At 70.0% G+C, this 23600-nt stretch carries 26 protein-coding genes; 12 read left to right on the top strand and 14 right to left on the bottom strand.

Going from position 1 to position 23600, the window contains the following annotated elements; genetic code table 11:
* Positions 1 to 67: 67 nt before the first annotated feature.
* The 10 genes from ACQP03_RS23120 to ACQP03_RS23075 form a co-directional block, all read right to left on the bottom strand.
* Entirely contained in the window at positions 68 to 460 is a 393-nt protein-coding gene (locus ACQP03_RS23120; protein ID WP_433458400.1) for a hypothetical protein, read from the bottom strand.
* Complete coding sequence (locus ACQP03_RS23115) at positions 457 to 1125, bottom strand: hypothetical protein (protein ID WP_433458398.1); 669 nt, start codon at positions 1123 to 1125, stop codon at positions 457 to 459. The genes ACQP03_RS23120 and ACQP03_RS23115 overlap by 4 nt, the downstream gene beginning before the upstream one ends.
* Positions 1126 to 1523: 398 nt before the next feature.
* Positions 1524 to 2240 (bottom strand): hypothetical protein, encoded by a 717-nt coding sequence (locus tag ACQP03_RS23110; RefSeq protein WP_433458396.1) that lies wholly within the window; start codon positions 2238 to 2240, stop codon positions 1524 to 1526.
* A 469-nt stretch (positions 2241 to 2709) separates the two neighbouring features.
* Positions 2710 to 3585: a replication-relaxation family protein gene (locus ACQP03_RS23105; RefSeq protein WP_433458394.1), complete on the bottom strand. Its 876-nt coding sequence runs from the start codon at positions 3583 to 3585 to the stop codon at positions 2710 to 2712.
* Positions 3586 to 3796: 211 nt separating this feature from the next.
* Positions 3797 to 6316 carry a type IV secretory system conjugative DNA transfer family protein gene (locus ACQP03_RS23100; RefSeq protein ID WP_433458392.1) on the bottom strand — a complete coding sequence of 840 codons (2520 nt, stop codon included), beginning with the start codon at positions 6314 to 6316 and terminating at the stop codon, positions 3797 to 3799.
* Positions 6313 to 8103, bottom strand: coding sequence for a VirB4 family type IV secretion system protein (locus ACQP03_RS23095; RefSeq protein ID WP_433458390.1), 1791 nt, complete (start codon positions 8101 to 8103; stop codon positions 6313 to 6315). The genes ACQP03_RS23100 and ACQP03_RS23095 overlap by 4 nt, the downstream gene beginning before the upstream one ends.
* The gene (locus tag ACQP03_RS23090) at positions 8100 to 9023 is read right to left on the bottom strand and encodes a PrgI family protein (RefSeq protein WP_433461202.1); all 924 of its coding nucleotides are present in this window, start codon (positions 9021 to 9023) and stop codon (positions 8100 to 8102) included. The genes ACQP03_RS23095 and ACQP03_RS23090 overlap by 4 nt, the downstream gene beginning before the upstream one ends.
* A 35-nt stretch (positions 9024 to 9058) precedes the next feature.
* Positions 9059 to 9976, bottom strand: coding sequence for a conjugal transfer protein TrbL family protein (locus ACQP03_RS23085; protein WP_433458388.1), 918 nt, complete (start codon positions 9974 to 9976; stop codon positions 9059 to 9061).
* 5 nt (positions 9977 to 9981) lie between these two features.
* Positions 9982 to 10362 (bottom strand): pilin, encoded by a 381-nt coding sequence (locus tag ACQP03_RS23080; RefSeq protein WP_433458386.1) that lies wholly within the window; start codon positions 10360 to 10362, stop codon positions 9982 to 9984.
* Positions 10363 to 10969: 607 nt separating this feature from the next.
* Positions 10970 to 11851: a hypothetical protein gene (locus ACQP03_RS23075; RefSeq protein WP_433458384.1), complete on the bottom strand. Its 882-nt coding sequence runs from the start codon at positions 11849 to 11851 to the stop codon at positions 10970 to 10972.
* Positions 11852 to 12696: 845 nt separating this feature from the next.
* Between ACQP03_RS23075 and ACQP03_RS23070 the strand changes: the two genes are divergently transcribed.
* The 8 genes from ACQP03_RS23070 to ACQP03_RS23035 all read left to right on the top strand — a co-directional run bounded on the left by ACQP03_RS23070 (position 12697) and on the right by ACQP03_RS23035 (position 18770).
* A complete protein-coding gene (locus ACQP03_RS23070; RefSeq protein ID WP_433458382.1) occupies positions 12697 to 13626 on the top strand; it encodes a hypothetical protein in 930 nt (309 codons plus the stop codon).
* Complete coding sequence (locus ACQP03_RS23065; protein WP_433458380.1) at positions 13610 to 14596, top strand: TRM11 family SAM-dependent methyltransferase; 987 nt, start codon at positions 13610 to 13612, stop codon at positions 14594 to 14596. Before ACQP03_RS23070 ends, ACQP03_RS23065 begins: the two co-directional genes overlap by 17 nt.
* Complete coding sequence (locus ACQP03_RS23060; RefSeq protein WP_433458378.1) at positions 14593 to 15459, top strand: hypothetical protein; 867 nt, start codon at positions 14593 to 14595, stop codon at positions 15457 to 15459. The genes ACQP03_RS23065 and ACQP03_RS23060 overlap by 4 nt, the downstream gene beginning before the upstream one ends.
* On the top strand, positions 15456 to 16007 hold the full coding sequence (locus ACQP03_RS23055; RefSeq protein ID WP_433458376.1) for a DNA cytosine methyltransferase: 552 nt from the start codon (positions 15456 to 15458) through the stop codon (positions 16005 to 16007). The genes ACQP03_RS23060 and ACQP03_RS23055 overlap by 4 nt, the downstream gene beginning before the upstream one ends.
* Before the next feature lie 220 nt (positions 16008 to 16227).
* Positions 16228 to 16698, top strand: a complete 471-nt coding sequence (locus ACQP03_RS23050) for a hypothetical protein (RefSeq protein WP_433458374.1) — start codon at positions 16228 to 16230, stop codon at positions 16696 to 16698.
* A gap of 240 nt (positions 16699 to 16938) precedes the next feature.
* Entirely contained in the window at positions 16939 to 17187 is a 249-nt protein-coding gene (locus ACQP03_RS23045) for a hypothetical protein (protein WP_433458372.1), read from the top strand.
* Complete coding sequence (locus ACQP03_RS23040) at positions 17175 to 18311, top strand: tyrosine-type recombinase/integrase (protein ID WP_433458370.1); 1137 nt, start codon at positions 17175 to 17177, stop codon at positions 18309 to 18311. The genes ACQP03_RS23045 and ACQP03_RS23040 overlap by 13 nt, the downstream gene beginning before the upstream one ends.
* A 111-nt stretch (positions 18312 to 18422) precedes the next feature.
* The gene (locus ACQP03_RS23035; RefSeq protein ID WP_433458368.1) at positions 18423 to 18770 is read left to right on the top strand and encodes a hypothetical protein; all 348 of its coding nucleotides are present in this window, start codon (positions 18423 to 18425) and stop codon (positions 18768 to 18770) included.
* A gap of 274 nt (positions 18771 to 19044) precedes the next feature.
* Here ACQP03_RS23035 and ACQP03_RS23030 read toward each other — a convergent pair whose 3' ends face one another.
* Positions 19045 to 19293 carry a transcriptional regulator gene (locus tag ACQP03_RS23030; protein ID WP_433458366.1) on the bottom strand — a complete coding sequence of 83 codons (249 nt, stop codon included), beginning with the start codon at positions 19291 to 19293 and terminating at the stop codon, positions 19045 to 19047.
* 53 nt (positions 19294 to 19346) lie between these two features.
* Between ACQP03_RS23030 and ACQP03_RS23025 the strand changes: the two genes are divergently transcribed.
* Entirely contained in the window at positions 19347 to 19994 is a 648-nt protein-coding gene (locus ACQP03_RS23025) for a hypothetical protein (RefSeq protein ID WP_433458364.1), read from the top strand.
* A gap of 9 nt (positions 19995 to 20003) precedes the next feature.
* Here ACQP03_RS23025 and ACQP03_RS23020 read toward each other — a convergent pair whose 3' ends face one another.
* From ACQP03_RS23020 to ACQP03_RS23010, 3 genes are read right to left on the bottom strand one after another with little or no spacing between them, the layout of a single operon-like run.
* The gene (locus tag ACQP03_RS23020; RefSeq protein WP_433458362.1) at positions 20004 to 20753 is read right to left on the bottom strand and encodes a hypothetical protein; all 750 of its coding nucleotides are present in this window, start codon (positions 20751 to 20753) and stop codon (positions 20004 to 20006) included.
* Positions 20754 to 20787: 34 nt separating this feature from the next.
* Positions 20788 to 21105, bottom strand: a complete 318-nt coding sequence (locus ACQP03_RS23015) for a hypothetical protein (protein ID WP_433458360.1) — start codon at positions 21103 to 21105, stop codon at positions 20788 to 20790.
* A complete protein-coding gene (locus ACQP03_RS23010) occupies positions 21098 to 21754 on the bottom strand; it encodes a hypothetical protein (protein WP_433458358.1) in 657 nt (218 codons plus the stop codon). The genes ACQP03_RS23015 and ACQP03_RS23010 overlap by 8 nt, the downstream gene beginning before the upstream one ends.
* A 316-nt stretch (positions 21755 to 22070) precedes the next feature.
* Between ACQP03_RS23010 and ACQP03_RS23005 the strand changes: the two genes are divergently transcribed.
* The 3 genes from ACQP03_RS23005 to ACQP03_RS22995 are packed head-to-tail and all read left to right on the top strand — an operon-like array spanning position 22071 to position 23372.
* Complete coding sequence (locus ACQP03_RS23005; protein ID WP_433458356.1) at positions 22071 to 22709, top strand: DUF4041 domain-containing protein; 639 nt, start codon at positions 22071 to 22073, stop codon at positions 22707 to 22709.
* 30 nt (positions 22710 to 22739) lie between these two features.
* On the top strand, positions 22740 to 23042 hold the full coding sequence (locus ACQP03_RS23000) for a hypothetical protein (protein WP_433458354.1): 303 nt from the start codon (positions 22740 to 22742) through the stop codon (positions 23040 to 23042).
* Positions 23043 to 23057: 15 nt separating this feature from the next.
* Positions 23058 to 23372, top strand: a complete 315-nt coding sequence (locus ACQP03_RS22995; protein WP_433458352.1) for a GIY-YIG nuclease family protein — start codon at positions 23058 to 23060, stop codon at positions 23370 to 23372.
* The last annotated feature ends 228 nt before the right edge of the window (positions 23373 to 23600 follow it).

The raw sequence follows: 23600 nt of genomic DNA, 5'->3' as shown, positions 1-23600 counted from the left end.
GGATCTTGAGATGCCGTCGATGCTCGGGGCGGAGCCCGTCGGGCCCGTGTGCTGGTAGGCGGTGCGGCTATGGCTGGCCGAAAACGTGGTCGCAGCGGCGCGGGTCGACCGACAGCCACGGCAGGCCCCAGCCGACCCGGTACCGCCCGCCGGTGGGCTCGACGAGATGGACGCCGCCGCCGAGGGACACCGGACGGGCGATGGTGAGCGTGTGGCCGTCGAAGCCGACGGTGTGCCAGTCACCGCCGACGTAGGTGGCCATCGCGGCGAACGTCTGGGTAAGGGCGGTCACGGCCTCGTGGTCGAGGGCGAGCTCGAAGCTGCCGTTCCACCAACCGCTCACCGTCGCGAGGTAGCCCTCGTGGTAGCGGTGGAAGCCAGGGACCGGTTCGTAGCGCAGCCACCGACCGGAGAAGACGGCGGTGCTGCCCTCACGCGGGATGTAGTCAGGCGTCGTCACCGCTGGCCCTCGTGGCCGTCGGCGCCGCCGCCTGTGGATGAGGCGCCGGACTGAATCGCGGCCGCGACCTTGCGGGCGCTGGACCAAGCGACCCCTGACGCCTGCGCCGACTGGGCGAGCCAGTCAGCCGCGTCCTGCAACCATGCGTGGACGTCGTCAACGGCGTCGATGACATCGTTCCGCTCGCTGTCCTCAAGGGTGGCGAGGTGTGCATGGCGGGCCTGGTTGAGAAGGTGGGACCCGGTCTGTGCATGTACCCGGGCGAGCAGCCGGGCGCTTCGGTGCAGGTGCCCGATCAGCGAGGCGACTTCGGAAGGTGCAGGCAGGGAGCGCAGCGCGCTGAACGGTCCGGTGGCCGTGTGCAGCCAGCGGGCGAGGTGCTCGGCGGCGATGATGGCGCTGCCCAGTCGGGCGGGGTCGTAGGGGCCGTCGACGGCGAACAAGCTGCTCATCACGTCGAGCCAGGTGGTGGTCTGACTATCGACCGGAAGCGGGTCGGCGACGAAGGCCGGCTGGGAGGGTTGACCGTCGGCAGCCGCGCAGACGGGGCTGTTGTCCGCCAGATGCCACCACGGAGTACCGCCGCGGTAGGCGTTGGTCCAGTGCGTCGCGGGCTGGTCTGCCACCGGCTCGTCGCAGACGGGGCAGATCGGAATTTGGATCATGGAGCGGTGTCCCTTCAGGCAGGGTGATGTCCGCGACCAGGGCCTGGTCGCCGACGGCTCGGTGAGGTGCCAAGGGGTTGGGTGCCGGCGCTCGCCGCTTAGGCGCAAGAGGGAAAGGGTGGCCGTCTCGCTGGCCGCCAGCGCTGTCAGCGCCCCTGCCGGAGGCGGCTGGCACGTCGGGGCGCGATGCGGCGGCTCGCGGGTATCTGCCGACACCGTGAGCCGGTCGCCAGGATGGTGAGCAGGGCGGTGCGCCAGTGCGAGCGGCGACCAGAAGCTGCGCGTGGATTGCTAGCGGTTCGCGGCGCTGCGGCGCGGGACGCAGACGCAGGCACTCGACCTTGTTCGAGCAGGTCCATGACGGGCCCGTGGGCGTGTCTCCTTCTTGGCCCGCTCTGTCAGAGCGCGACCGCGAGCAGCCGTTGGTCGGGGTCGATGGCGTCGAGCAGCCGGTTGGCCTGTTCGAGGTAGGTCACCCGGTCGGCCATGGCATCGCTGGCCGGGGCCAGCTTCGCCCCTTCGGCGGTGATCAGCGCGTCGCCCGCGAGAGCGGTCAGGGCGCTGTGGTGCTGGTAGGCCATGCAGCCGGCCTGGTACATCTCCAGTTCGCTGAGGCGGATCTGCCCGGCGCCGTAGGTGGCGGCGTTGTGCATCCGGACGGCGTTGACCCGGGGCTGATGGGTGAAGTCCGCGACGGCCGTGTCCCACGGGTACTGCTGCGGGTCGGCCAGGTGGCGGGCTTCGTAGACGTGCCACGGCATGGCGTTGCGGGTGCCGTGCACGGCGCGGCTGAACACCTGATGGCGGATGCCCGCCCCGACGCCGGCGGCGTGGCGCATGCCGGTCAGGTCGAGCAGTCGCGCTGGTCCACCGGCGCAGTAGGCCGGGCGGCCCGTGCGCAGTCCGAACATCTGGCGGCGCTGCCACAGGTACAGGGCAGGGCTGGCCCAGAAGCGGGGCGACAGCGTGCCCTGCACGCCGAAGTTGCGGTCCAGCCGGTGTGCGGTCAGAGACTCGCGGGGCAGGTCGCCCGGCACGCAGACGATCATGGTGCGGATCGTCGCCGTCGGTGTGACAGCTGGCGAGTTTGCCTTCCGGGTTGCGTTCTTCGGCATGAATGGTCCTCCTTGGGGGTGGGCGCGTCAGGGCGCGCGGAGATGACCGGCCCACCGGGTGCGTGGGTCGGTTGCGGGAGAGGTGCGGCGGGTTGGTGCGGTGCGACCTGGGGTCGCCGCGCGGCGCGGCGCCGACCGGCCCCGGGAAGGGCGGGTGGGCGGTACGCACCGGTAGGTGCGGCGGTGGTTCCGAGGTGGGACCGGACCGGGGTGGAATTGATGAGGAGGTGTTAGTGCCGGGAACGGTAGCGACCTGTTCTGTCAGGCCGATCCGACGAGTTGATCGCCAGACAGCGGGTCTGACCTGCGCTGTGAGCCATTCCGGCTCGTAGGGGAGTTCTCGTCGGCGCGGATGCGGTGAGTCTTCACGACTCTCACAGATCTTGTTTGCTGACGGACGTCGGCGACGGTCGGCTGCCGGAGGTGCTCACTTTGGCAGGTGTCGGCGCGCTGGCCTGCGGTGTGGGTTCTACGGGTGGTCGAAGCGCTGTGGGTTGGTGGCCGTGTCGGGGCCGTGGTCGCAGGGCAGCTCGTGCAGATACCGGCGGTGGGTGGGGTCTGAGACGAGGGTCCAGACTCTGCCGGCGGGGTCGGGGCCGTGGACGGCGGTGGCGATCGGGCTGGCGGTGGGCAGCCCGGCGAGCACAGCGAGGAGGCTGGCCTCGCGGCGCTGGCTGGGGACCCAGAACAGCACGGGGTAGCGGGGGCCGAAGGTGGCGAGGCGTTCGTAGCCGCGCAGCTTGGCCACGACTCGGGCGAGGTTCTCGGTGTCGTTGTCGTGCTCGAGGAAGAACCCGGTCGAGGTGTCGCCGACGGTCCACACGCCGTGGCCGTCGGGGCGGATGCCGGCCTGGGCGTAGACGGTGGTGGCGTGCTGCTCAGACCACCAGCGCGACAGCCGAGCCTCGGGCGTGTGGCGGGCGGTCGCGATGAGGTCGGTGAAGAACTGGTTGACGCCGAGCAGGTGGTTGACCTGCCCGCTGGCGGCGATGCGCTTGGCGCGTTCCAGGGAACTGCGCGGCGCCTTGCCGCCGGTCCCGGTCGGATCGTGGTAGACGGTCGGGTGTAGCTGCAGCCCGACGGGACCGAGGGTGTAGAGCAGTGACCCGTACCGGCCGTGGGCGCCGCTGCGGCCGAAGCGGTGCAGCACATCGAGGCGGTGCAGGATCGTCAGCCGCCGCTGGGCCGTGCGCCGGGCGTCGAAGAGAGCGCTGGTGATCTGGTCGGTGGACAGCAGGTAGTGCTCGGCGAGCAGCCCGAGGAGGGCCTGGTCGCGGGGGACGATGCGACCGAAGACCGCTAGCGGGTCCGGGTTGCGGGAGGCGGGGGGAACGCGGGAGTACACGACGTTTGCTCCTGAGCAGGATGGGGTTCCCCTCCCAATCGGGAGGGGTGTCTGGGCAGGGGAGAGCCGATGAGGAGGGCGTGTCACGGGGTGTATGCGGCACTGACAGCCCAGGTCAGCACTGTGCTGTGGATGCTCAGCGGTCAACGGTGACGATCCCGGTGACGAGCCGGTGCGCGACCCGGGCAACGCCCGTGTCTGAGAGGGACAGTTAGGTCCGCTCGCTCTTCGGACGGGACCGACGGTCGTCGGGTTTGCGGCTGAGCCGTTCGACGAGGTCGTCGACGGCGCTGGTGTCCTGGCCCGGTACCGCTGCGGCGGCGGCCTGGCGGATGGCGGTCGCCTCCCCGACGACCGGCTTCGGCGCCCGGGTCTTCATGGTGAACGCCGGGGTCTGGCGGCCGTTGACGACCAGTCGCGCGGCGGCGGTGTACGCGTCGAGGTGGGCGAGGTCGTGCTCGCCCAGTTCCGGCACTGTATGGCGGGACAGCACCTTCGCGTCTTCCGGCGCCACGGTGAAGTAGATCTTGTTGCGGGCATTGGCCGACGCCGCCGCGAGGAGGTCGCGGGGGAACTGGGCCAGGTCCTGGTGGGCGAGCACGAGTGACAGCCGGTACTTGCGCGCTTCGGCGAGCATCGTGTCTAGGGAGTTGGCCAGGGTCAGGAAATTTTGGGCCTCGTCGATGATCAGGGTCGCGTCGCGGCGCCGGTCGGGTGCGACGCCGGCGCGGGCGGTGGTGGCCTGCCACACCTGCGCGAGGATCAGGGAGCCGAGCAGCCGGCTGGTGTCCTCGCCGAGCACGCCCTTGGGGATGCGGACGAGTAGCACGCCGCCGTCGAGGACGCGGCCCATGTCGAAGCTCGAGCGGGGGTAGCGCATGGTGCGTTTGACGAAGTCGCGCAGCAGGAACGCGCGCAGCCGGGCGAGGACCGGTCCGATGACCTGCGAGCGCAGGCTGTCGTTGAGACTGTCGTACCACTGCCAGAAGCCGCTGAGCCCGGCTGGGTCGTCCAGGTCCACCGTCATCGCCGAGCGGAACTGGGGGCTGTTGAGCAGCGGCGGGATGTGCTGCAAAGTGACGTTGTTGTGGCGCAGCAGGGTCAGGCAGGCCACCCGCATGACGTCGTCCATCCGCGGTCCCCACGCCTTGGCGAAGATGGTCCCGAAGATCGACACCAGGTTGTCGACGACCAGGTCGGGGTCGTCGCCTTCGAGGGGGTTCAGCGTCGGCGGGTTGTCCTGGTCGGGGTCGAACAGGACGACGCGGCCGGCGACGGCGGCGGGCAGCCGGTCGAGGATGTCCAGGACGAGGTCGCCATGCGGGTCGATGACGACCGTGCCGCGGCCGGCCTTAATGTCGTCGAGGGCCATGTTCACCAGCAGGGTGGTCTTACCGGAGCCCGTGGAACCGATCACATGCAGGTGATACCTCGCGTCCGCCACCGTCAGCCCGACACTGTGGCCACCGATTTCGGCGTCGCCGAGCATCTTCACCCCACGTCCACCGCCGGGCACGGCGACCGGCGCCGGCACGGACGCCGCCCGCGCCCGGTCAAGGCCGGGCACGGCAAGGTCCTGCGGCAGGGCCGCGAGAGCGGCGAGTTCCGGGGCGCAGGTGAGGAATCCGGGTCCGAGGCGGCGGGCGGCGAGAACGGCCACCGGGGCGGGCATGCGGGCGCGGTGGGTGAGCCGGTTACGGCCGGTGTGGATGGCGAACGCCGAGGCAAGCGTGTCAGCGATGCCCCGCAACCGGCCCGTCGAGTCGGCACTGGGGCGCCGGTTGGTGGTGGCGACGGCGTAGCGGATGCCGGTCTGCCACAGCGGGTGCGCGGTCTTGTCCAGGATCGCCCGGACGTCGCGCTCGATGATGGGATCCCGGCGGGACGCGAGTGCCGCAGCTCGGCCGGTGGTGCGGCTACTGGGCAGGAACGCGTCCAGCAGCCACCGCACCGGCGCGGCCGGGTTGATCGCCGGTACGGCGGTAATGCCGGCCCGGAGCCGCCCGGCCGCGCGGCGGGCCCGTGTCGCACGCCGGGGTGTGGCCGGGCGAGCGAGGATCTGCACGCAGGCGTACTCGTTGGGTGTGAGCTGCGCACCGGCGGCCATCAGCGGTCGCAACGGGTCGGTGTCGTGGTCGGTGGCCAGCGGCAGCCACTCCGCGTACACGGGCAGCAGGTGCCCACCCGCCGCGGGATGGGCGCCTAGGGGTATCGGCGGCGGTGGGTTGTCGTCGGTAGTGGTGGCCGAGCTGGGCCACGCCGCCCGCACCGCGGCCTCGACCGCCCCCGCAGGCACGGTGCCCGGAACCCAGATCGAGATGAGCAGTTGCCGGCCGGACCAGGTGTACTGCCACACGACGTGCGGGGCGCCGTGCAGCAGTCGCCGCCGTCGTGACGGGGTCAGCACGCCGGCCAGGTTCGCCCACAACGCTGACGCGCTGTGCGGGTCGACCTCCGGCGGTGGCGCGATCGTCACGAGGCGCGCGCCGCGGGCGTGGTGGCGGTGCCGCCCGACCTCGACCAGGTTGCGGGCCGCGATCCACACGATCAGCCCGCCGGCGGCGACCGCCGCCAGCCACGGCCGCTGTGTGGCCCAAACGACGGCGTCGAGCAGCGCGACCGCCGCTCCGGTAGGGGGCGGGATGGGACCGGCGCCCGGCCCGATGGTGGGGCTGGGCGCCGGCGGCGGGGACGCGAGCGCTGAGCTGAGTGCTTCGGTCGGTGGTGTCACAGGTCGTCCTCCTCCTGGTCGAGGTCAGCCAGCTCGGCCGGATCAGTTGTCGCCAGCGAATGCTCGGCATCTGAGGCGATCGACTCGAAGCTCGTCCTGCTCGTCCCGGAGATCAGCAGCCCTTGGCCGCGGCGGGTCGAGAGCAGCAGCCGCCGCTCACCGTCGGTGAGACCGAACGCCTGGCCGACGGCGTCGATGGCCTGCGGCGCCTGCCGCAGCAGCACCTGGGTGGCGGCGTTGGACACCACCGCCTGGCCGAGGTCGGTACCCAGCACGTCGGCGGCGTCCTGCGTGATGACGGTCAGCCCGGCGTTGCGCTTGCGGGCGGCCTTCGACATGCGGAACAGGAAGCGGATGCCTTCGCCGTCGCGCATCAGCAGCCACGCCTCGTCGACCACCACGAGCCGCCGCCGTGACGGGCGTTGTGGGGCGTCGACGGTGCGCCAGATCGCGTCCAGCGCGAGCAGGGTGCTGACGGTGCGCAGTTCGTCGGGCAGGTGCCGCAGCGACCACACCACCAAGTGTCCGACCGGGGCCTGGGTGGTGGGTGCGTCGAACAGGTCGGCGAAGCTGCCCTGCACCCACGGAGCGAGCCGGGCGGCCAGCGTCGCGGCGGCTCGGTCGTCGTCGGCGCGTAGCGTGGCGGCCAGGTCGCGTAGCAGCGGCGCGGGCCGGTGGTGCGTGGCCGGGTCGGCGGTGATCCCGGCGGCCCGGTAGACGGCGAGGATGGCGCGGTCCAGTACGGCGCGCTCCGCCGGTGGCGGCTGGTGACCGAGCAGCACGCTGATGAGCGTGTGCAGGAACAGAGCGCGGCGGGTCAGCGTGTCAGGACGCCGGTCACCGACCGGCAGGTCCAGGGGATTGATCTTCACTCCCGGCAGGCCCAACCGGACGATGCTGCCGCCGACCGCGTCGGCCAGTCGCAGGTACTCGTCCTCGGGGTCCACCACCGCGACCTGCACACCCTGGTAGAGGTTGCGCAGGATCTCCAGCTTCACGAAGTACGACTTCCCCGCTCCGGAGCGGGCCAGGACGATCGAGTTGTGGTTCTCCTGCGTCCAGCGGTCCCACCAGACGATCCCCGAACTGGCGGGGTTGATGCCGTAAAGGACACCTCCGGTGGCCGGCGGGTCGCCGGGCAGCGGGGCGGGCAGGTCCGGGCTCGACAGTGGGAAGGCGGCGGCGAGGGCCTGGGTATCCATGGTGCGCAGCATCCGTAGCCCATCCGTCGCGAGGGGCAGGGTGGTGGTCCAGCCGGGAAGCTGCCGCCACGTCGCGGGCTGCACCTCCAGGAGGGTGGACGCGGCGGCGGCCCGAACCTGCGCGCACGCCTGCAGGAGTTCGTCTTCGGTGCGGGCGTGCACGGTCAGGTACAGGCCGACGCGGAACAGCTTCGCCGCTCCTCGGGCCAGCCGCTCGGCCAGGTCCCCGGCGTCATCCGCGGCGGCATCGACGTAGGGGTCGGCGAGCTTTCCGCGTTCGGAGTCGGCCCGCCGCGACGACTCCAGCCGCGCTCGTTGTTTGCGGAGCCGGTCGGCGGCGATCGGCGCCGGCAGCGGCTCGATGTGCAACGCGAGGTCGAGCCGGCCCGGCCAGGACAGCAGCGGCTCCAGCCACGCCGGGCCGACCTCGGCCGGGTAGCCGGTCACGACGAGGGTGGCGGCGAAGCCGTCGCCCACGCGCAGCCACCGGGGTGTGACCTCGACGGCGGCCGGCGCGACCGCCGACGCCAGCGAGCCCGGCTGCGGCCGCGCTCTGTCGTCGCCGGACCCTCTCTCTCTGATCATGATTGGCTCCTTGTCCTGCGGGTAGGGGGGGCGGCGGTGATGACGGCGTCGGGTGCGGCCAGGCGGCCCGGCTGCGGCGGCCGGTACGCATCGGCGGCGCCGGCCAGGGCGGCGGTGACCGCCGCGCCGTCCAGCACCCGCGGAGTGACGCCGAGGCCGGACAACGCCCGCACCGTGTCATCGGCTCGCCGCCGCGCGGCATGCGCGCGCTCGCCGGCCGCCGTGCGGGTGACGACCAGGACCTGTCGACGCAGCGGGTCCCGGCGGGCGGCGAGATCGCCGAGGAACTCGGCGTGATCGGCGCACGCCTCGCCCAGCCGCGGATGCGGCTGAGCGTCTACGGCGGCGGCCAGGGCCCGGCTGTGGGAGGCCAGGTCAACCGGTTGCGCGGACACGACGATCTGCGTTGGCGTCGACAGGCTGTTGAGCCACCGTCCCCACCCCTCGATCAGGGCCGCCTGCTCGGCGGGTGTGCGCAGCGCGAGGTTCACGGTGGTGGTGCCGATGATCGCCGCCCGGGCGTCGCCGAGGCTGATTTCCCCGTCGTCGTCGATGGCGTCGGCGGGCAGCCGTAACGGCGCTGGCAGTGGCATTCGGCGGCCGGTGGGGGTCTCGACCCAATCCGGTGTCCCGGTGTCCGCCGCGACGCTGGCGTTCGACAGTGACCGGGGGGTGCGCGTGTGGCGGATCGCGTGCAGCAGCCACACATCCATCGACAGGCCGTCGCGGCGGCCCAGCGCCAGGCCGATGACCAGCCCGCCGAGCACCACAGCAGCACCGATGAGCACCGGCGCCGGCACAACATCGTGCAGTGCGCGCCACGCGGCGTAGAACAGCAGCCCGCCGGCGGCGACGATCGCCAGCTGGTGGAACGTCAACCCGTAGGCGACCTTGTCGGGGGCGTCGACGTCGGCGGGCATCCGTGCCCTCATCGGCGCTTCTGGATCAGGCGGGGTCATCTCATGGCCCTCCTTCCAAGGGTGTTCAGGCCGGGAACGGTGCGGGCGATCTGCTGCACCAAGACGACGCGGACCACCGCGCCGAGCATGGTGCTTGTGCTACGTCCGGTCTGGCCCGCCCAGCGGGCCAACAGTCCGGGGATCTTGACGGTGGTCCACAGCAGCACCACCACGACCAGGAGGTTCAGCGTGCCGCCCGGGTCGACGGGCAGCCCGAACACGGGCAGCATCGTCGCCGGGTCGAGCAGTGTCTGCTGCCCCGCGGTGAGGAAGAACGCCTGCGCCACGGGGATCGCCAGGCATCCGGCGTAGGCGCGCCACCACACCCGGGCGAGGCCGTCGGTCTGCGGCAGCGCGTGGCAGGCCAGCGCCAGCGGCGCGATGCTCGTCATCACCAGCAGCGCCACGAACCGGCCGATCAGCTGAAACGCCGCCGTCACGACCAGAACGGTGATGAGCAGGATCAGGATCAGGAACAACAGCGGGACGGCGCGGTCCTGTGCCGCCGCGAGGTGGGCGCGGATCGCGGTGAACGCGCCATCGCCGTCGTAGCCGCCCTCGCTGATCGCCGCCGTCAGGGCGTTGGCCACGTCGATGAGCTGGTCGCAGGCCAACTGCGAGAAGTGCGCGGCGGTGAACCCGACGACCAATCTCGGTAGGAGGTCCTTGACCGTGTACCGGGACTGTTCGTCGCCGCCGGCGACCATGACGAGCACGCCGGCGGCGACGAACGCCAACACGAAGACGGTGTCCACGATCCAAACCGACCTGCCAGTGAGCGCCTGCACCTGCGGCAGCACGGTGACCTTCGGTGTGGTGAGCAGAATGCCGGTGATGAGGTCGAAGATCGCGTTGAGGCAGGCCAGGACCGCCGTGGTGAGCCAATCAAGAACCTGGTCGAGGACCCATCCCACGACGGTCAGCCCCCGACGATGCCCTGAACGACCTGCAGCAAGATCGGCGCGAGAACGGCCAGGCCGTAGCCAACCAGCGCGTTGCGCAGGGCGAGCTTGGCTTTCTCCACCTGCGACGGGTCACCACCGGCGGTGGCCCAGTACACGCCGGCCAGAACGAGGAAGAGAGTGGCGATGGCGGCCAGGATGCCGATGACCCAGGCCTGCAAGTTGGCGATCACCACCGGCAGCGAGTTCGCCGCCAGGTATACGGCGGCGCCCGGATCAGCGTACGCGGCGGCCGGGACGGCGAGGGACAGGCCGACACCGCCCAGCGGTACGGCCGCACGGAGCGCGAGACGAACGAGTCGCGGGATTCGGAGTGTGTGCTGTGGGGTGCGGGACATTGCGGTTCACCTCCCGCCGGCCCTGACCACAAGACGCGTGACCAGGGGCGGCGATTGCTCGAAAAACGGGTCCGATGGGACCGCCGCCGGGCGCAGGTGAACAAGGCGCGAACCGCGTCAGCCCCGGGAGGAGCTCGTCCTCCCTCATGGGTGGGTCGCGGTCATCAATGTGGTGTCAGCGCATCAACTGGCGCGGCACCCGAGGCGCGCGGATCGCGGCTGCTCGTGTCGCCCGGCGGCGGGGCGGGACCGGCGAGCGGTACGGCTCGTTGAAAGTCCCGCACCCCCAAACCGGGATTTGTCAGCCCTGGCGAACACTTGCCGCGCTCACCCCGGTCCGGGCACGGCTCACGGCACAGGTCAAGGGCCTATCACCGTCGACACCGTGGCCTGCGGGGGAGGAGGACTCACAGCCGGATCTGAACGGGCTGCCTATGAGCGGTGTAAGTACCGCCGGGGCTCACAGCTCTTGACAAGGCCGTATCGGCCCTCTTCTGCCATCGCAGCAGCTGCCTCCGGAGCAGCTCAACCGGGACGGGCCCTCGGCACGCGGAAAAGGCTGTGGCCCGACGTGATTAGGTCGGGCCACAGCCGTGTCGGTTAGTCCTCAGGCGGCTGTTGCCGCAGTGTGTCGCCGGGCAATTTCGCGGCGCGCGGCCGCAGCACGCCCCGTGCGGCGCCGACCCCGCTGCTCGGCCTGCCGGCGCAGCCGCGCCGTGGTCGCGGGCGACGCGACCCCGGTGAGAAGGCCGCTCGAGAGGGCCTCGGCGATGCGGCTGTCGATGCGGGACAGCCGCATGCGCAGGGCGTCGACGCTGACGCCATTGCTCGCCGCGAAGGGCTCGATCGCCCGTCGGCCGAGCCGCACGTCGATGTAGGGCTGCTCATCCTCGGGGTCGAGGATCCCGAGGGCCACGGCGCGGCGGACCAGGAGGTCTGGATGCCCGTACGGCACCGGCGGAGTGCGGGAGCCGGCAACGAGGTGCTCGATGTCCTGCACCGGCAGGCACTGATGCTGCTGCAGCCGCAGGTCACGCCCGGCTCGCCACGCCGCCCTGCACAGGCTCGCGTACGGCGCGGGTTTGCTTAGGTCGGCCCGGTCGCGCAGCGCGGTCAAAAAGCCGGTCAGGATTTCGGCGTCGATATCCGCAGGGTCACCGGTGTAGCCCTCGCACAGGTGCGCCGCATACTGCTGCAGCGCCGGCATCGCCATGCCAACTGCGGCGACGACCCAGTGCGGCCCGTCGAGGCGGGCGCGTCGGATCAACTCCCGCCACACCTCGTCCCGCGCCGTGTAGGCGCGGGGGTGACGCAACAGCCAGTCCCGCAGCGCGGGCAGCGGCATCACCGGCCGCGGCAGACCCGCGTCGGAGAAGAACGCCGTGCAGTCGAGCGCCAGCGGCGCGGGCTCGCAGGTCAGCGCGGCGTAGGCGGTCGCCGCCGCGTCGAGGGCGGATGCCGGCCAGTTCGTAGGGTCGGACACGCTCATGTCAGCACTCCTGTGACACCAAAGGGATGCGAATGCCGTCGCCGGCGTTGTCACGGCGATCGGTGGCATCGATTGCGCCACAGAGGGCTCACAACGAACTGACAGAACTGCCCAGGGCGCTGTATGTCGCCCTCGACCCGGGCCTCTGTCAGTGGCCCGCCCGCACGGCGCGCCATCACCGCTGAGCAATGGCCGAAGGTCTGACAAAGGTCGGTTGACCTGCCCTGTGACACCCTGTCAGCGCCTGTTGCCGCGCGCCTCACGGGGTGTTGGCACGGGCTCAGGTCATATGACCCGCGAGACGGGGCGGGCGACTCCATACAGGACTTGCCCGTCCCGCTGTGACAACCGGGTCGGCTCACAGCGCCGCTGTCACCCGCTCGCCGGGGGCGGCCCGCGCGGGCTGCGGACGTACCCGTGACAGTCGCGGGCAGGCTGTCACCGCTGGACATCGTGCACCCTGTGACAGGCGACGCCCCGCCGATGACAACGGTCTGGCACACACGACGCTCGGCGGCGTCTCACAGTGCCGGTCAACGCTCTTGTCTACGTCAACGCCGGATGCATTCTCTCCAACCGGCGCCGGCACCGTCAGTGCCTTCTGTCAGTGAGCCAGCGTCACTGACAGAAGTGAGTGGTGACGAAGCCGGTCCCGTCGCGGTAGGGCATCTGCCGATGGCTGCCGCCACGTCCCGCGCAAGGAGACAGGACGAGAACAACCGGGACAAGCTGCTGCCGGGTCGCGCGTTGTGAGCGGTTGTGGGTTCGGTAAGCGTTCGCTGAGGCTCACAAAACCCGGTTTGGGGATGTCAGCGCTTCACGGCGCGGCGCGGAGCCGACAGCACATGAGCGAGCACACGCCGCACCAGCAGGCCGACCACAGCGAGCCGGCCGGCCCCACTCTCATCGACCTTATCGCCGGCGATCCGCCGGTTCCGATCACGGTCTGGCGCACGGCCCGTACCGGCGCCGACCCGCACACCAGCTTGCCCACCCGTCTGGCTTACCGCCTCGTCGCCGCCTACAGCCGGCCTGGGGAGGTGGTGGTCGACCTCACCACCGACCACGTCCTCGCACCGATCTGCGCCCAGGGTGGTCGCCAGCACCACCGCGCCTGGTTCACCGACAGCTCCAGCCTGATCATCGGACCCGCCACCGCCGGCCCGCCGGCGCCGACGACCGCAACCAGCCCGCTCACCCCTGCAGCCGAGCCGGGGGCCGGCGACGCGCAGGACCCGCCCGAGCTGATCGACTGGTTTGGCGACGACCTCACCGACCCCGACCTGCCCGGCACCGAGAAAGCGGTCGCCCGGCCGCCCGACGGCGGGCCGCTGGACGCGGCCTCCAGCGTGGTGGTCGCCTTCTGGCCGCTGCACGAGGCAGGCACGACGGCCCGGGTCCGCCTCGCCTGGCTCCTCGCTGCCTGCGCGCGGCTGCTGCGTCCCGGCGGATGCCTCGTCCTCATCGTCGGCGTCTCCGCCGGCACGCAGCCCACGCCGGAGGACTTCGGGCCGCTCGTGATCGCCGCCTCCGCGGCGGGACTGGGCTACCTGCAGCACATCGTCGCCGTCGAGGCCGACACCGGCGGCGACCAGTTCGTCTACTACGGCACGGATGAGGAACTGCTCACCCTGGCCCACGCCAACCCCGAGCAGCAGTGGTCGGCCGCCCACGTGCGGGTGCACGCCGACCTGATGGTCTTCACCCCGCACAAGGCTCCTGCGGCGGGGTTGGGACGACGCCGTCACCGCGACGGCGGTGAGCGCCGTGCCTGAGCACACCACCGGACATCCCGACAGGAACGAATCGGCCACCAACAGCTCCGCCGCTGGCGGGGACCATCCAGGCCGGCACCGCGAGTACGAAGGCCGCCACCGCGCCGAACCTGGAGTTCTGTCCGTCTGGGCCACCGCCCAGTCGACCGGTCCTGTGCAGCGACGTGGCCGGTACGTTCCGGAATCGGTCAAGCATCCCGCCCGGATGCTGCCCGCGATCGCCGCCCACGCGATCGCCGCCTACACCGAGCCCGGCGATCTGGTCCTGGACCCGATGTGCGGCATCGGCACCACCCTGGTCGAGGCCGTCCACGCCGGCCGCGACGCCTTCGGCATCGAATACGAGCCGCAGTGGTCGAACATCGCCGACGCCAACATCCGCCACGCCCACGACCAAGGCGCCAGCGGACGCGCATCGGTCATCCGCGGCGACGCGACCCGGCTGATGTCGCTGGTGCCGAAGGCCCTCACCGGGCAGGTGGCGCTCGTGGTCACTTCGCCCCCGTACGGGCCGACCGTCCACGGCCTCGTCCGCCCCGGCGAGCACGGCGTCGTCAAGTACGACGACAGGTACGGCGAGGACAAAGGCAACCTCGCCTACCGCGACCTGACCGGTCTCACCGACGGCTTCGCCGAGATCCTGCGCGGCTGCGCCACCCTGCTACGACCCGGCGGCGCCGTCGTGGTCACCGCCCGCCCGTGGCGCAAACGCGGCGAGCTGGTCGACCTGCCCAGCGCCGTCATCGCCGCCGGCCTGCGCGCCGGACTCATGCCGACCGAGCGGTGCGTCGCCCTCCTCGCCGCCGTCCGTCGCGGGCAGCTCGTCGCCCGCCCGTCGTTCTTCCAACTCCAACAGGTCCGCAAGGCCCACTCCACCGGGGTGCCGATGCACCTGATCGCCCACGAAGACGTTCTGATCTTCAGCAAGACACGGATCTCGGCTGAGGACGGATCCGGGGTGGTCGCGTGAGCCCACCCACCCACCGCTACCTGTCCCTGGGCGCCGGCGTGCAGAGCTCCACGCTCCTGCTGCTCGCCGCCCATGGCACGATCCCCGGGTTCACCGCGGCGATCTTCGCCGACACCTCCTGGGAGCCGGCGGCGGTCTACCGGCACCTGGACCGCCTGACTGGCATCGTCGAGCGGGCCGGTATCGAGGTGGTGCGCGTCAGCGCCGGTGATATCCGAGCTGACGCGCTCGATCCGCGCCACCGGTTCGCCTCCATGCCTTTGTTCACCCTCGGCCCGAACGGTGAGCGGGGTATGGCCCGCCGGCAGTGCACCTCCGAATACAAGATCAAACCCATTAAGGCTGAGGTACGGCGCCGGCTGGGCTACCCGCACCCGATGCGCGTCCCGACAGGGGTCCGGGCAGAGGTCGCGATCGGCATCAGCCTCGACGAGATCGGTCGAGCCCGCGACTCCGACGTCGCCTACATGCACAACGTGCATCCGCTGCTTGACGTCGGCTGGCGACGCACCGACTGCCTACGCTTCCTGGCCGCGCACGGCCTCGCGGACACGCCAAAGTCATCGTGCGTGGGCTGCCCCTTCCACGACGAGGGCTTTTGGTTCGCCCTGCGCGAGCACAGCCCGCAGGAGTGGGCCGACGCCGTCGCCTTCGACCGGTCCATCCGCAACGGCTCCGCCCGAGCCAACGCGGACGGACACCCCTTGCGCGGCCAATTCTTCCTGCACAGACAGCGAGTGCCGCTCGACAAAGTACAGCTGCGCCCACGTTCCCAACCCGCAGAAGCGCCTGGCTGTGGCCCCTGGTCCTGCCCACACGGCGAGCCGGTGACAGGCGACGCCGGGCACGGGGAGGTGGCGTGAGCAGTGCCCACACCACCGCCCCCCGCATCGGATCGCTGTGCACCGGCTACGGCGGCCTCGACATGGCCGTCGAGCTGGTGCTCGGCGGCCAGCTCACCTGGTACGCCGAAACCGACCGGCACGCCGCCTCCGTCTGCGCCCACCACTGGCCCGGCATCCCCAACCTCGGCGACATCCGCACCGTCGACTGGACCCGCGTCAAGCCCGTCGACGTCCTCACCGCCGGGTTCCCGTGCCAGGACATCTCCAACGCCGGCAGACGCGCCGGCATCACCGGAGAGCACTCCAGCCTGTGGCGTTTCGTCGCCGACGCCGTTCGCGTCCTTCGACCGCCGGTCGTATTCGTGGAAAACGTCGCCGCCCTCCTGCAGCGAGGATTCGACGTCGTCGAAGCCGACCTGGCCGCGATCGGGTACGACACAAGCTGGCTATGCCTACGCGCGTCCGATATCGGCGCCGCCCACCGCCGCGACCGGCTGTTCCTGCTGGCCACACCCACCCCAGGAGCGGAAGGGGATGCGGACGCTGCCTACACCGTGTGCCCGTGACGGCAAAGGCCCTGGCCACCAGCACGGCCTGCCCGACCTCATCGAACCGTCGGGCTCCACCCACGGCCTCCTACCCACCACCGCAGAGCCCGTCGCTCGCACCGGTCAGGACACGCACACGCGCACCGACGGCGCACGGCTGCTGCCTACTCCCAGGGCGAGTGACACCGGCACGCCCGGGCGACGCGCGGGCGCCGGGTTCCGGCCCCCGCTGTCTCAGGTGCTGCTGCCCACCCCACGGGCCACCGACGGCGAGAAGGGTTGCCCTCGGCAGCGTGGCTCGCACGGAGACCTCACCCTCCCCTCCGCGGCCGTGCGGGTCCTGCCCACCCCGCGGACGTCCGACGGGCGCGGCCCCGGGCGTCACGGCGACGGCGGTGCGGATCTGCGCACCACCATCGCCGCGCTCGGGCAACCCGACGAGCAGCGGTGGGGCGACTATGCCGCCGCCGTCGCCTGCTGGGAGCTGCTGCTCGGCCGCCTCGCACCCGCACCAACGCAAACCGGCCGGCACGGCAAACCCGTCCTCGCACCGCCATTCGTGGAATGGCTCATGGGCCTGCCCGAGCACTGGGTCACCGACCCCACCCTCGGGCTGCCCCGCACCACCGCACTGCGGGTCCTCGGCAACGGCGTCGTCCCCGCCCAAGCCGCGGCCGCCCTGCGACTGCTGCTCTGCCAGCACGCCTAGCCCCTGCCAGCCAACGGTGGCTCGTCGCGGGCACATCCACACACCGTCCGCGACGAGCCACCACCCCGATCTCCAGCCGCCAGATCCTCCGACTTTCGGGAGCTCACCCATGCCTGCCAACCTGCCCCGAGCACACGCCGACCACCGCCGGCCGCTCCTACCCTCCAGCAGCCAACAGCGGGTCACGACGAGCAGGACCCGCGGCTCTACACCCCGGCCGAGGCCGCCGCCCGACTCCGCGTGCCGGAGTCATGGCTGCGCCGCCGTGCGGGCCGCCGCCAGATTCCTTGCACCTTCCTCGGCAAACACCTGCGCTTCTCAGCCGCCGACCTCGCCGCCATCATCGCCGCCGCCGCGCAAGCCCCCACCGGCCGGCGTGCCACCCGACGCCACCGGCGCCCCACCGGCGACTTGCCCCACCCCGACAGCCACGCGTCAATCACCACCCCCGACACCAACCGAACGGAGACCACACCATGGCCTGGGTAGAGAAGCGCGGCACCCGATTCCGCGTCCGCCTGCGCATGCCCGACGGCACCGTCACCACCGACTCATCCCACGACCTCCGCGCCGACGCCGCCATCCGCGCCAAGGAAATCGACGTCGAAGCAGCCCGGGACACCTACATCGACCCCCGCGGCGGACGCATCCCCCTCACCGACTGGGTCCCGATCTGGGAGACAACGCACCAAGCCGGCCCCGCAACCTGGGCCGCCTACCGCAGCCACCTCCGGCTGCACATCCTGCCCGCCCTCGGCCCGCTGCCCCTGGTCGACATCCGCCGCCAACACGTCAAAACCCTCGCCGTCGCCCTCGGCAAGCGTCTGTCACCACGATCCGTCGCCGACGTGATCATGGTCCTGTCGATGGTCCTTCAAGAAGCCGTCGAAGACCGACGTCTGCCCTTCAACCCCTGCCGCGGAATCCGCATCCCCAAGGGCATCCGCGCTGAGCGTCCGCATGCCACCGCCGAGCAGGTCGCAGCGATCGTCGCCCGCCAAGCCCGCCCCAGCGACGGACTGCTCATCCTCACCGCCGCCTACACCGGCATACGATGGGGAGAACTCACCGGCCTCACCCGCGACAACGTCGACCTCACCACCGGCAGCATCCACGTCCACCCCGACGTCGGCGCCCTTCATGAGGTCGAAGGCAAGCTGTTCCTCGGCCCACCCAAGGCCAACGACAGCGTTCGCCACATCCGGCTGCCCCGCTTCCTGACTACCCTGCTCGCCGTCCACCTCGCCGAACAACCCCACGACATCGTCTTCCCCGGGGCCCGCGGTTACCACCAGAGGCGCTCCAACTTCAACCGCCGCGCCTGGGCCCCCGCCGTCGCCGGCAACCCTCAACAGGGCATCCCAGCGGTCCTGCCCGGCATGCACTTCCACGACCTGCGTCACACTCACAAGACGTGGCTCATCGAGGACGGCATCCCCGAGATCGCCCAAGCCCGCCGCCTCGGTCACCGCCTGCCCGGTGTACGGGGTATCTACAGCCACGTCACCGAGCCAATGATCGCCACCGTCGTCGACGCGCTACAACGTCGATGGGAAACCACGCAGCCCGACGGCACCAGCGACACCGTCCGACGACTGCGCGTGGTCGCCTAACGAACAGGGAGGATGAGAGCCGTGCTTCAGGCCTTCGTCGCGGAACCACCGTGCGCGGTGTGTGGGCGATCGGCAGCCCACGTCGAACTCGTCGCACCCGCCAGCAGGCCGGTGGACTGGCAGCGCTGGCCATCGGCGCAGCGCGACGCCTACACCGCCGCACGGCAGCGTCACGACGGCCAGCAGTGGTGGCTGGTGTTCGCCGGGATCGTGGCGGGCAACGGACTCGGTCACGCGGTCGACGCGGCGCAGGCGCAACGGATCGCTGACGCCTTCACCCGGCCGTACCGGTACGCCGCGGTAACCTCCGCGGGCTTCTACGACGACGCCGGATTCTGCGGCCAGTGCGACGCACCGTACTGCTACCACCACTGGAACGTCTCCAGCAGTGGCTACGAACGATGCCCTCACGGCCACGGCAAAAGCCTCGATCCACACTGGTGGCCCGACGATCTTTAAGCCCTGCGACGGAACGAGTGGGAGGACGCGGCTAGTGCTACTGCGCCGATGGCGGGGGCACCATGGCCGCTTTCAGTAGACGTGTGCGTAGGTGTCGTCAGAGGCGATGGCGACGATCGTGGTGGTCGTGCGGGGGCGTGGTGACAATTGTTGTCGAAGATTCGTCCACTCTGCTTTCCTCCCGTACAAGCATGATGTGGAAGCTCTCCTATGCCTCCAGGCCAGGCAGTCAGATCAACCGCCGACGTGCCGATGGGGCCTGACATCCGCTGACTCACCTGCGCCGCATGATCGCGTGCAGCGTCCTGCTGCTCCCCACCTCCGTCACATTAATGAGTTCCCATCCCATCTGGCTGAGGTAGTCGGCGGCGGCGAGTGCCTGGCTGATGGCCCCGCCGGGGGCATAGGCGGCCACGGCAAGGTGCCGGTGCGGGTAGGCACGTAGATCGACCAGCTGCTGCAGAACCGCCGCTGCGGTGATGGCGCGGGAGCGAGCAACAGATTCAATGGTCTCGCGGGGCATGCCACGACGATAACGGTAACCAGCACGGGCGATCGCCGGGCGCAGCTGACGGTATGGTCAACAGCGTGAAAGCTCGGGCCCGGAAACGGGCGCTGGTTGTCGGCCTTCTGGTAACGCTCGCGGTTACCGGAGGGTGTGACGACGGCGGATCAGCAACGCCTCGTGCCGTCACCACCTCGCCGATCGCTGGTACTCCCGCCACGAGTAGCCCGGCACCCGCCGTCGGCCCCACGTACGACGCCACCAATCTCGACCTATGCCGACGCACGGACCTAACGACCTTGGCGGACCTATCGGTGAGAGTCGCTCGTACCGATCCGAAGCCGCCGCTGGCGCGGCAGGGCTCGTCGTGCCTGTTCGAGATGCGCACTGCGGACGACCACCAGGCGAACCTGCTAGTGGAAGCCTCGTCGTTGACGAGCGCCGAGGAAGCGGGACGCCTCTACACGGCGACCCAGCAGGTGACAGCCATGACGGCGGACGGCCCGGTCGCCGAAGTCGGCGAGGAGGCCGAGGGATTCGTCAAGCGATCGGACCCTGGCTTCAAGTACACCGAGTACATGGTCCACGCCCGGGACGCCAACCTGGTGGTGAAGGTCTGGCTCGCGGTCGGCGGCGATTCCTACCTGCCTACAAAGACACTCGCCGCGAAAGCGCTGACGATCCTCAAGGCGACCTACACCGCCGTCCCGCACGCCTGACGACAGGCTCTACCCGCGCACGGCTTCGGGCCAACGGCCGCCGGGAAGCTTCGAGTAGTCACCCACCTGCGTCGCGATGTCCCGGACGTTACCCAACGCGTCAACAAAACGCTCACCGACCCGCAGGAGCGTGTCCAGTCCCGCGGTGACGATATCCCCGACAGACTTGGCCAACGCATCGATGGCCCACGGAATGTTGATGACCGTCGTCGCGTCGACGGCGGCTTGGGCGAACTGACCCGCCAGCTTCGTGACGATCGTCGCCAGCTCGACCGCGTAGTCAACGTTGGCCCTAGCGATCTTGAACAGCCACTGACTGATGAACTCCGCCTTGAGAACGGACTCGTCAACCGCCGCCCGCTGCTTGACAGCCTTGTCGGCGTAGGCCCGTGCCGCGTCACCGGTCCACTTGACCAGGTTCTGGTCGACTGGCTCGCTGATCGCGAACGACAGCTGAGAGACAGGCGTCTTCACCTCGGTGATCCATCGGAAGCTCATCGAAATGAGCGACAGCACCGGCATCTGATGCTCCACGGCGTGGTCAACCCGGTCCATGACCTCCCGCAGGCCGCGGCGCGCGGTGTCAAGGTTGTGCTTGATCCACAGCAGCGCCGCCGGGCCGATGAGCCACGCCCACTCGTTGACCTGCGAGACGACGTCGTTGAACCCCTTCACCGCAAGGTCCACGCCGACGCGGATCTGGTCGAAGGCCTTGTTGAACGGCTCGGCGTATTCCAGGTCCGGCGGTGCGGGCTGCATCGGCTTGGATCCTTCCGGGTCGTAACGTCCGTGCTTAGGCTTTGTAGATCGTGTTGAGGTCCAGCGAGATCACCTCATCGGCCCGGTCGTAGGCGTCGGCCACACGCCGAAGGGCTTCACCGACCTGCTCGAACTCCGTCGCCGCCCCAGCGAGGATCGCGACCATGAAGGCGTGAAAGTCGCGGTAGGCGGCTGCGTGGACGCCGGCGTTGACGTCGCCGATGTAGAAGGCGGAGGCGTCCAAGCTCAGCCCCTCCGTGGCGCCCTTGATGGCGGAAGCGCTGTCGGACAGCTGCAGCCACTTGCCGCCCTCGGTACGCAAAGCGTCCGTGATGACGTTCAGCTCATCCACCTGGCCACCCCTCAACGTCGTGTTGATCTGCCCTCGCCAGGTCGAAGGCGCGAAGGACGGACCGGGCTTCGAACTGCAGCTGACCGGCGTCGGCACGGGCGATCCGTCCCGTGTCGCCGGTTATACCGACAATGCTGTTCGCGCGAATCCGCAACGTCAGACAACCGTTGGGGCTGGTCATGACCTGCTCGACCGGGGCAACGCGCAGCTGTGCCACCCGATCCAGCTCCGCGTCGAGGCCCTGCAGCGTGCGCCAGGTCTCCCGCGACCACACGTCCTCGTCAAGCTCGGGAGACGCCTGCACCGCGGTTTGGCGTGGGGGTGCCTGCCCCTGCTGAAGTTCCGTCAAGGCGACCTGTTCCAGTGCGGCGCCGACGGCGGCGCTGTAGGCCTCGAAGAGCGCGGCCGGGAACCGAGTCACGCCAACCTCGGCCCGCCACCCACGGCCAACCGTGACGGCCTCCACGCGGCGTTGAGTGTCGATGACCACGAAGACCGATCCGGTGGCATCAGATCCACGGAAACCGTCCGTACGGGAGAGATGTCCGCTCTCCCGCAGCAGCTGCCCGACCTGTCGCTGAAGCGCGGCCTCGTCACCGAGGAAATCAAGACTTGCTAGCGACAGGCGTGGGTCGCGTCTGTCGTTCATCCGTGCCTCGGTTCCTTAACGACAATCAACGAGTGGCCATCGGGCTGATCTCCAGAAGGCAGGACCACCGTACGTGAAACCTCGTCGACTCGCAGTACCCGTGCGCGCGCGTCGATGCGAGGCCGTCATCGGGTAAACCGGTTCGAATGCGCTGCTCGGGCGGCTTGCCGATGCCTACGCCTGCGGGCGCAAGGCCCGCAGCTCGGTCATACGGCGATGCGACTCAGCGATCATCGCCTGGGCTTCGCGGATAGCTTCTCGCTTGCGCAAAACGCTGTCCCGTTGGTGGGCAGCTATTCCCGTGGTGGCTTCCCCCATGCCACGGACCGTCCCACCGCAACGCGCCGACGATCCCGAGATTCCGCCGTTCGGGGCGCGGGCGAAAGCACGTGAGCTGGCTGCCGAGGTGACCCTCCTGAGGGCGGAGCTGGAGCGGGTCCGAGCAGAGTTGAACCGCCTCGGAGTACTGCCCGCGGTAGAGCTGGAGCAGTACAGAAAACGGCTGACGCGAGAGATCACCGAACAGACCGCGACAGCCCAGGCACAGGAGGCTGACCTGGAGCGCCAGTTACGTGACCTTGGCCAGCAGGTTGTGGTGACCGAGGAGACGGCGCTGCTGCAGGAGGCTGGCGTGTACGACTACCGGCACCCCCTGTCAGACGCGGTCGCCTACCAGGGCGCGTTGGCTGGGCTGCAGGGCCAGATCAAGAGCATGGCTAAGCGGGAAGGCGGCGCGGTCCTCGCCGCGACTGGCTGGACGGTGAACGGTTCAGCAGCCGAAGGGCGGGTGGTGGTCCGGGACTTCTCCAAGCTGCTGTTGCGGGCTTACAACGCCGAGGCGGACAACCTGGTACGGGGCCTGAAGCCCTACAAGCTTGACTCGGCCATCGAGCGCCTGGGCAAGGTCGCCGCCACGATCGCCAAGCTAGGCAAGACGATGCACATCCACATCTAGGAGGACTACCACCGGCTACGGGTCCGCGAGTTGGACCTCACGGCTGACTACCAAGTCAAGGTCGCCGAAGAGAAGGAGCGCGAGCGCGAAGAGAAGGCACGACTGCGCGAGGAGCGACGGGTTCAACAGGAGATCGACCGCGAGCGCGCCCGTCTCGACAAGGAACGTCAGCACTACGCCAACGCCCTCGCCGCCCTGCAAGCCAAGGGCGACGTCGACGGCGCCACCCAAATGCAGGAGCGGCTGTCGCAGATCGAAACCGCCATCGAGGACGTGGACTACCGATCCGCCAACGTCCGCGCTGGCTACGTGTACGTCATCTCGAACCTGTGATCTTTTGGCGAGCAAGTGGTCAAGATCGGCATGACCCGCCGCCTCGACCCACCGGATCGGGTCCGGGAACTCAGCGACGCCTCTGTCCCCTTCAACTTCGACGTGCACGCACTCTTCTTCTCCGAGGACGCCGTCGGGATCGAAGCCAAGATGCATAGCCGCCTGGCTGACCGACGAGTAAACCTCATCAACCAGCGACGGGAATTCTTCTACGCCACGCCACAAGAAGCCAAGGAGTACCTGCTGGAGCTGACAGGCAGCCTGCTGCAGTACGAAGAAGTCCCCGAGGCACTCGGATACCGGCGAAGCCTGACCCAGGCCAAGGCGTAAGTCTGGCGGAACTGTGAGCATCTCCTGTCGGCGCAGGAAGCGGCTACCTGCGGGGTGAGTCGATCGGTGCGACCTCCCCTAGATCAAAGATGGTCATGCTGCTGTTGCTTACGGTCCAGTCGGTGCCCGCAAGGCTAGTCACTTTGCCTCTACCACGGTCACGGGCGCTGGTGGGCGTGGCCGACGACAGGCGCGGCTTGGTGGTGGTGTGGTGCTAAAGTTGTCGAC

This window comes from Micromonospora sp. CA-248212 (assembly GCF_050948405.1).
Lineage (GTDB): Bacteria > Actinomycetota > Actinomycetes > Mycobacteriales > Micromonosporaceae > Micromonospora.
The sequence above is the reverse complement of the archived record's forward strand: the minus strand, read 5'-3'. Positions and strand labels throughout refer to the sequence as shown.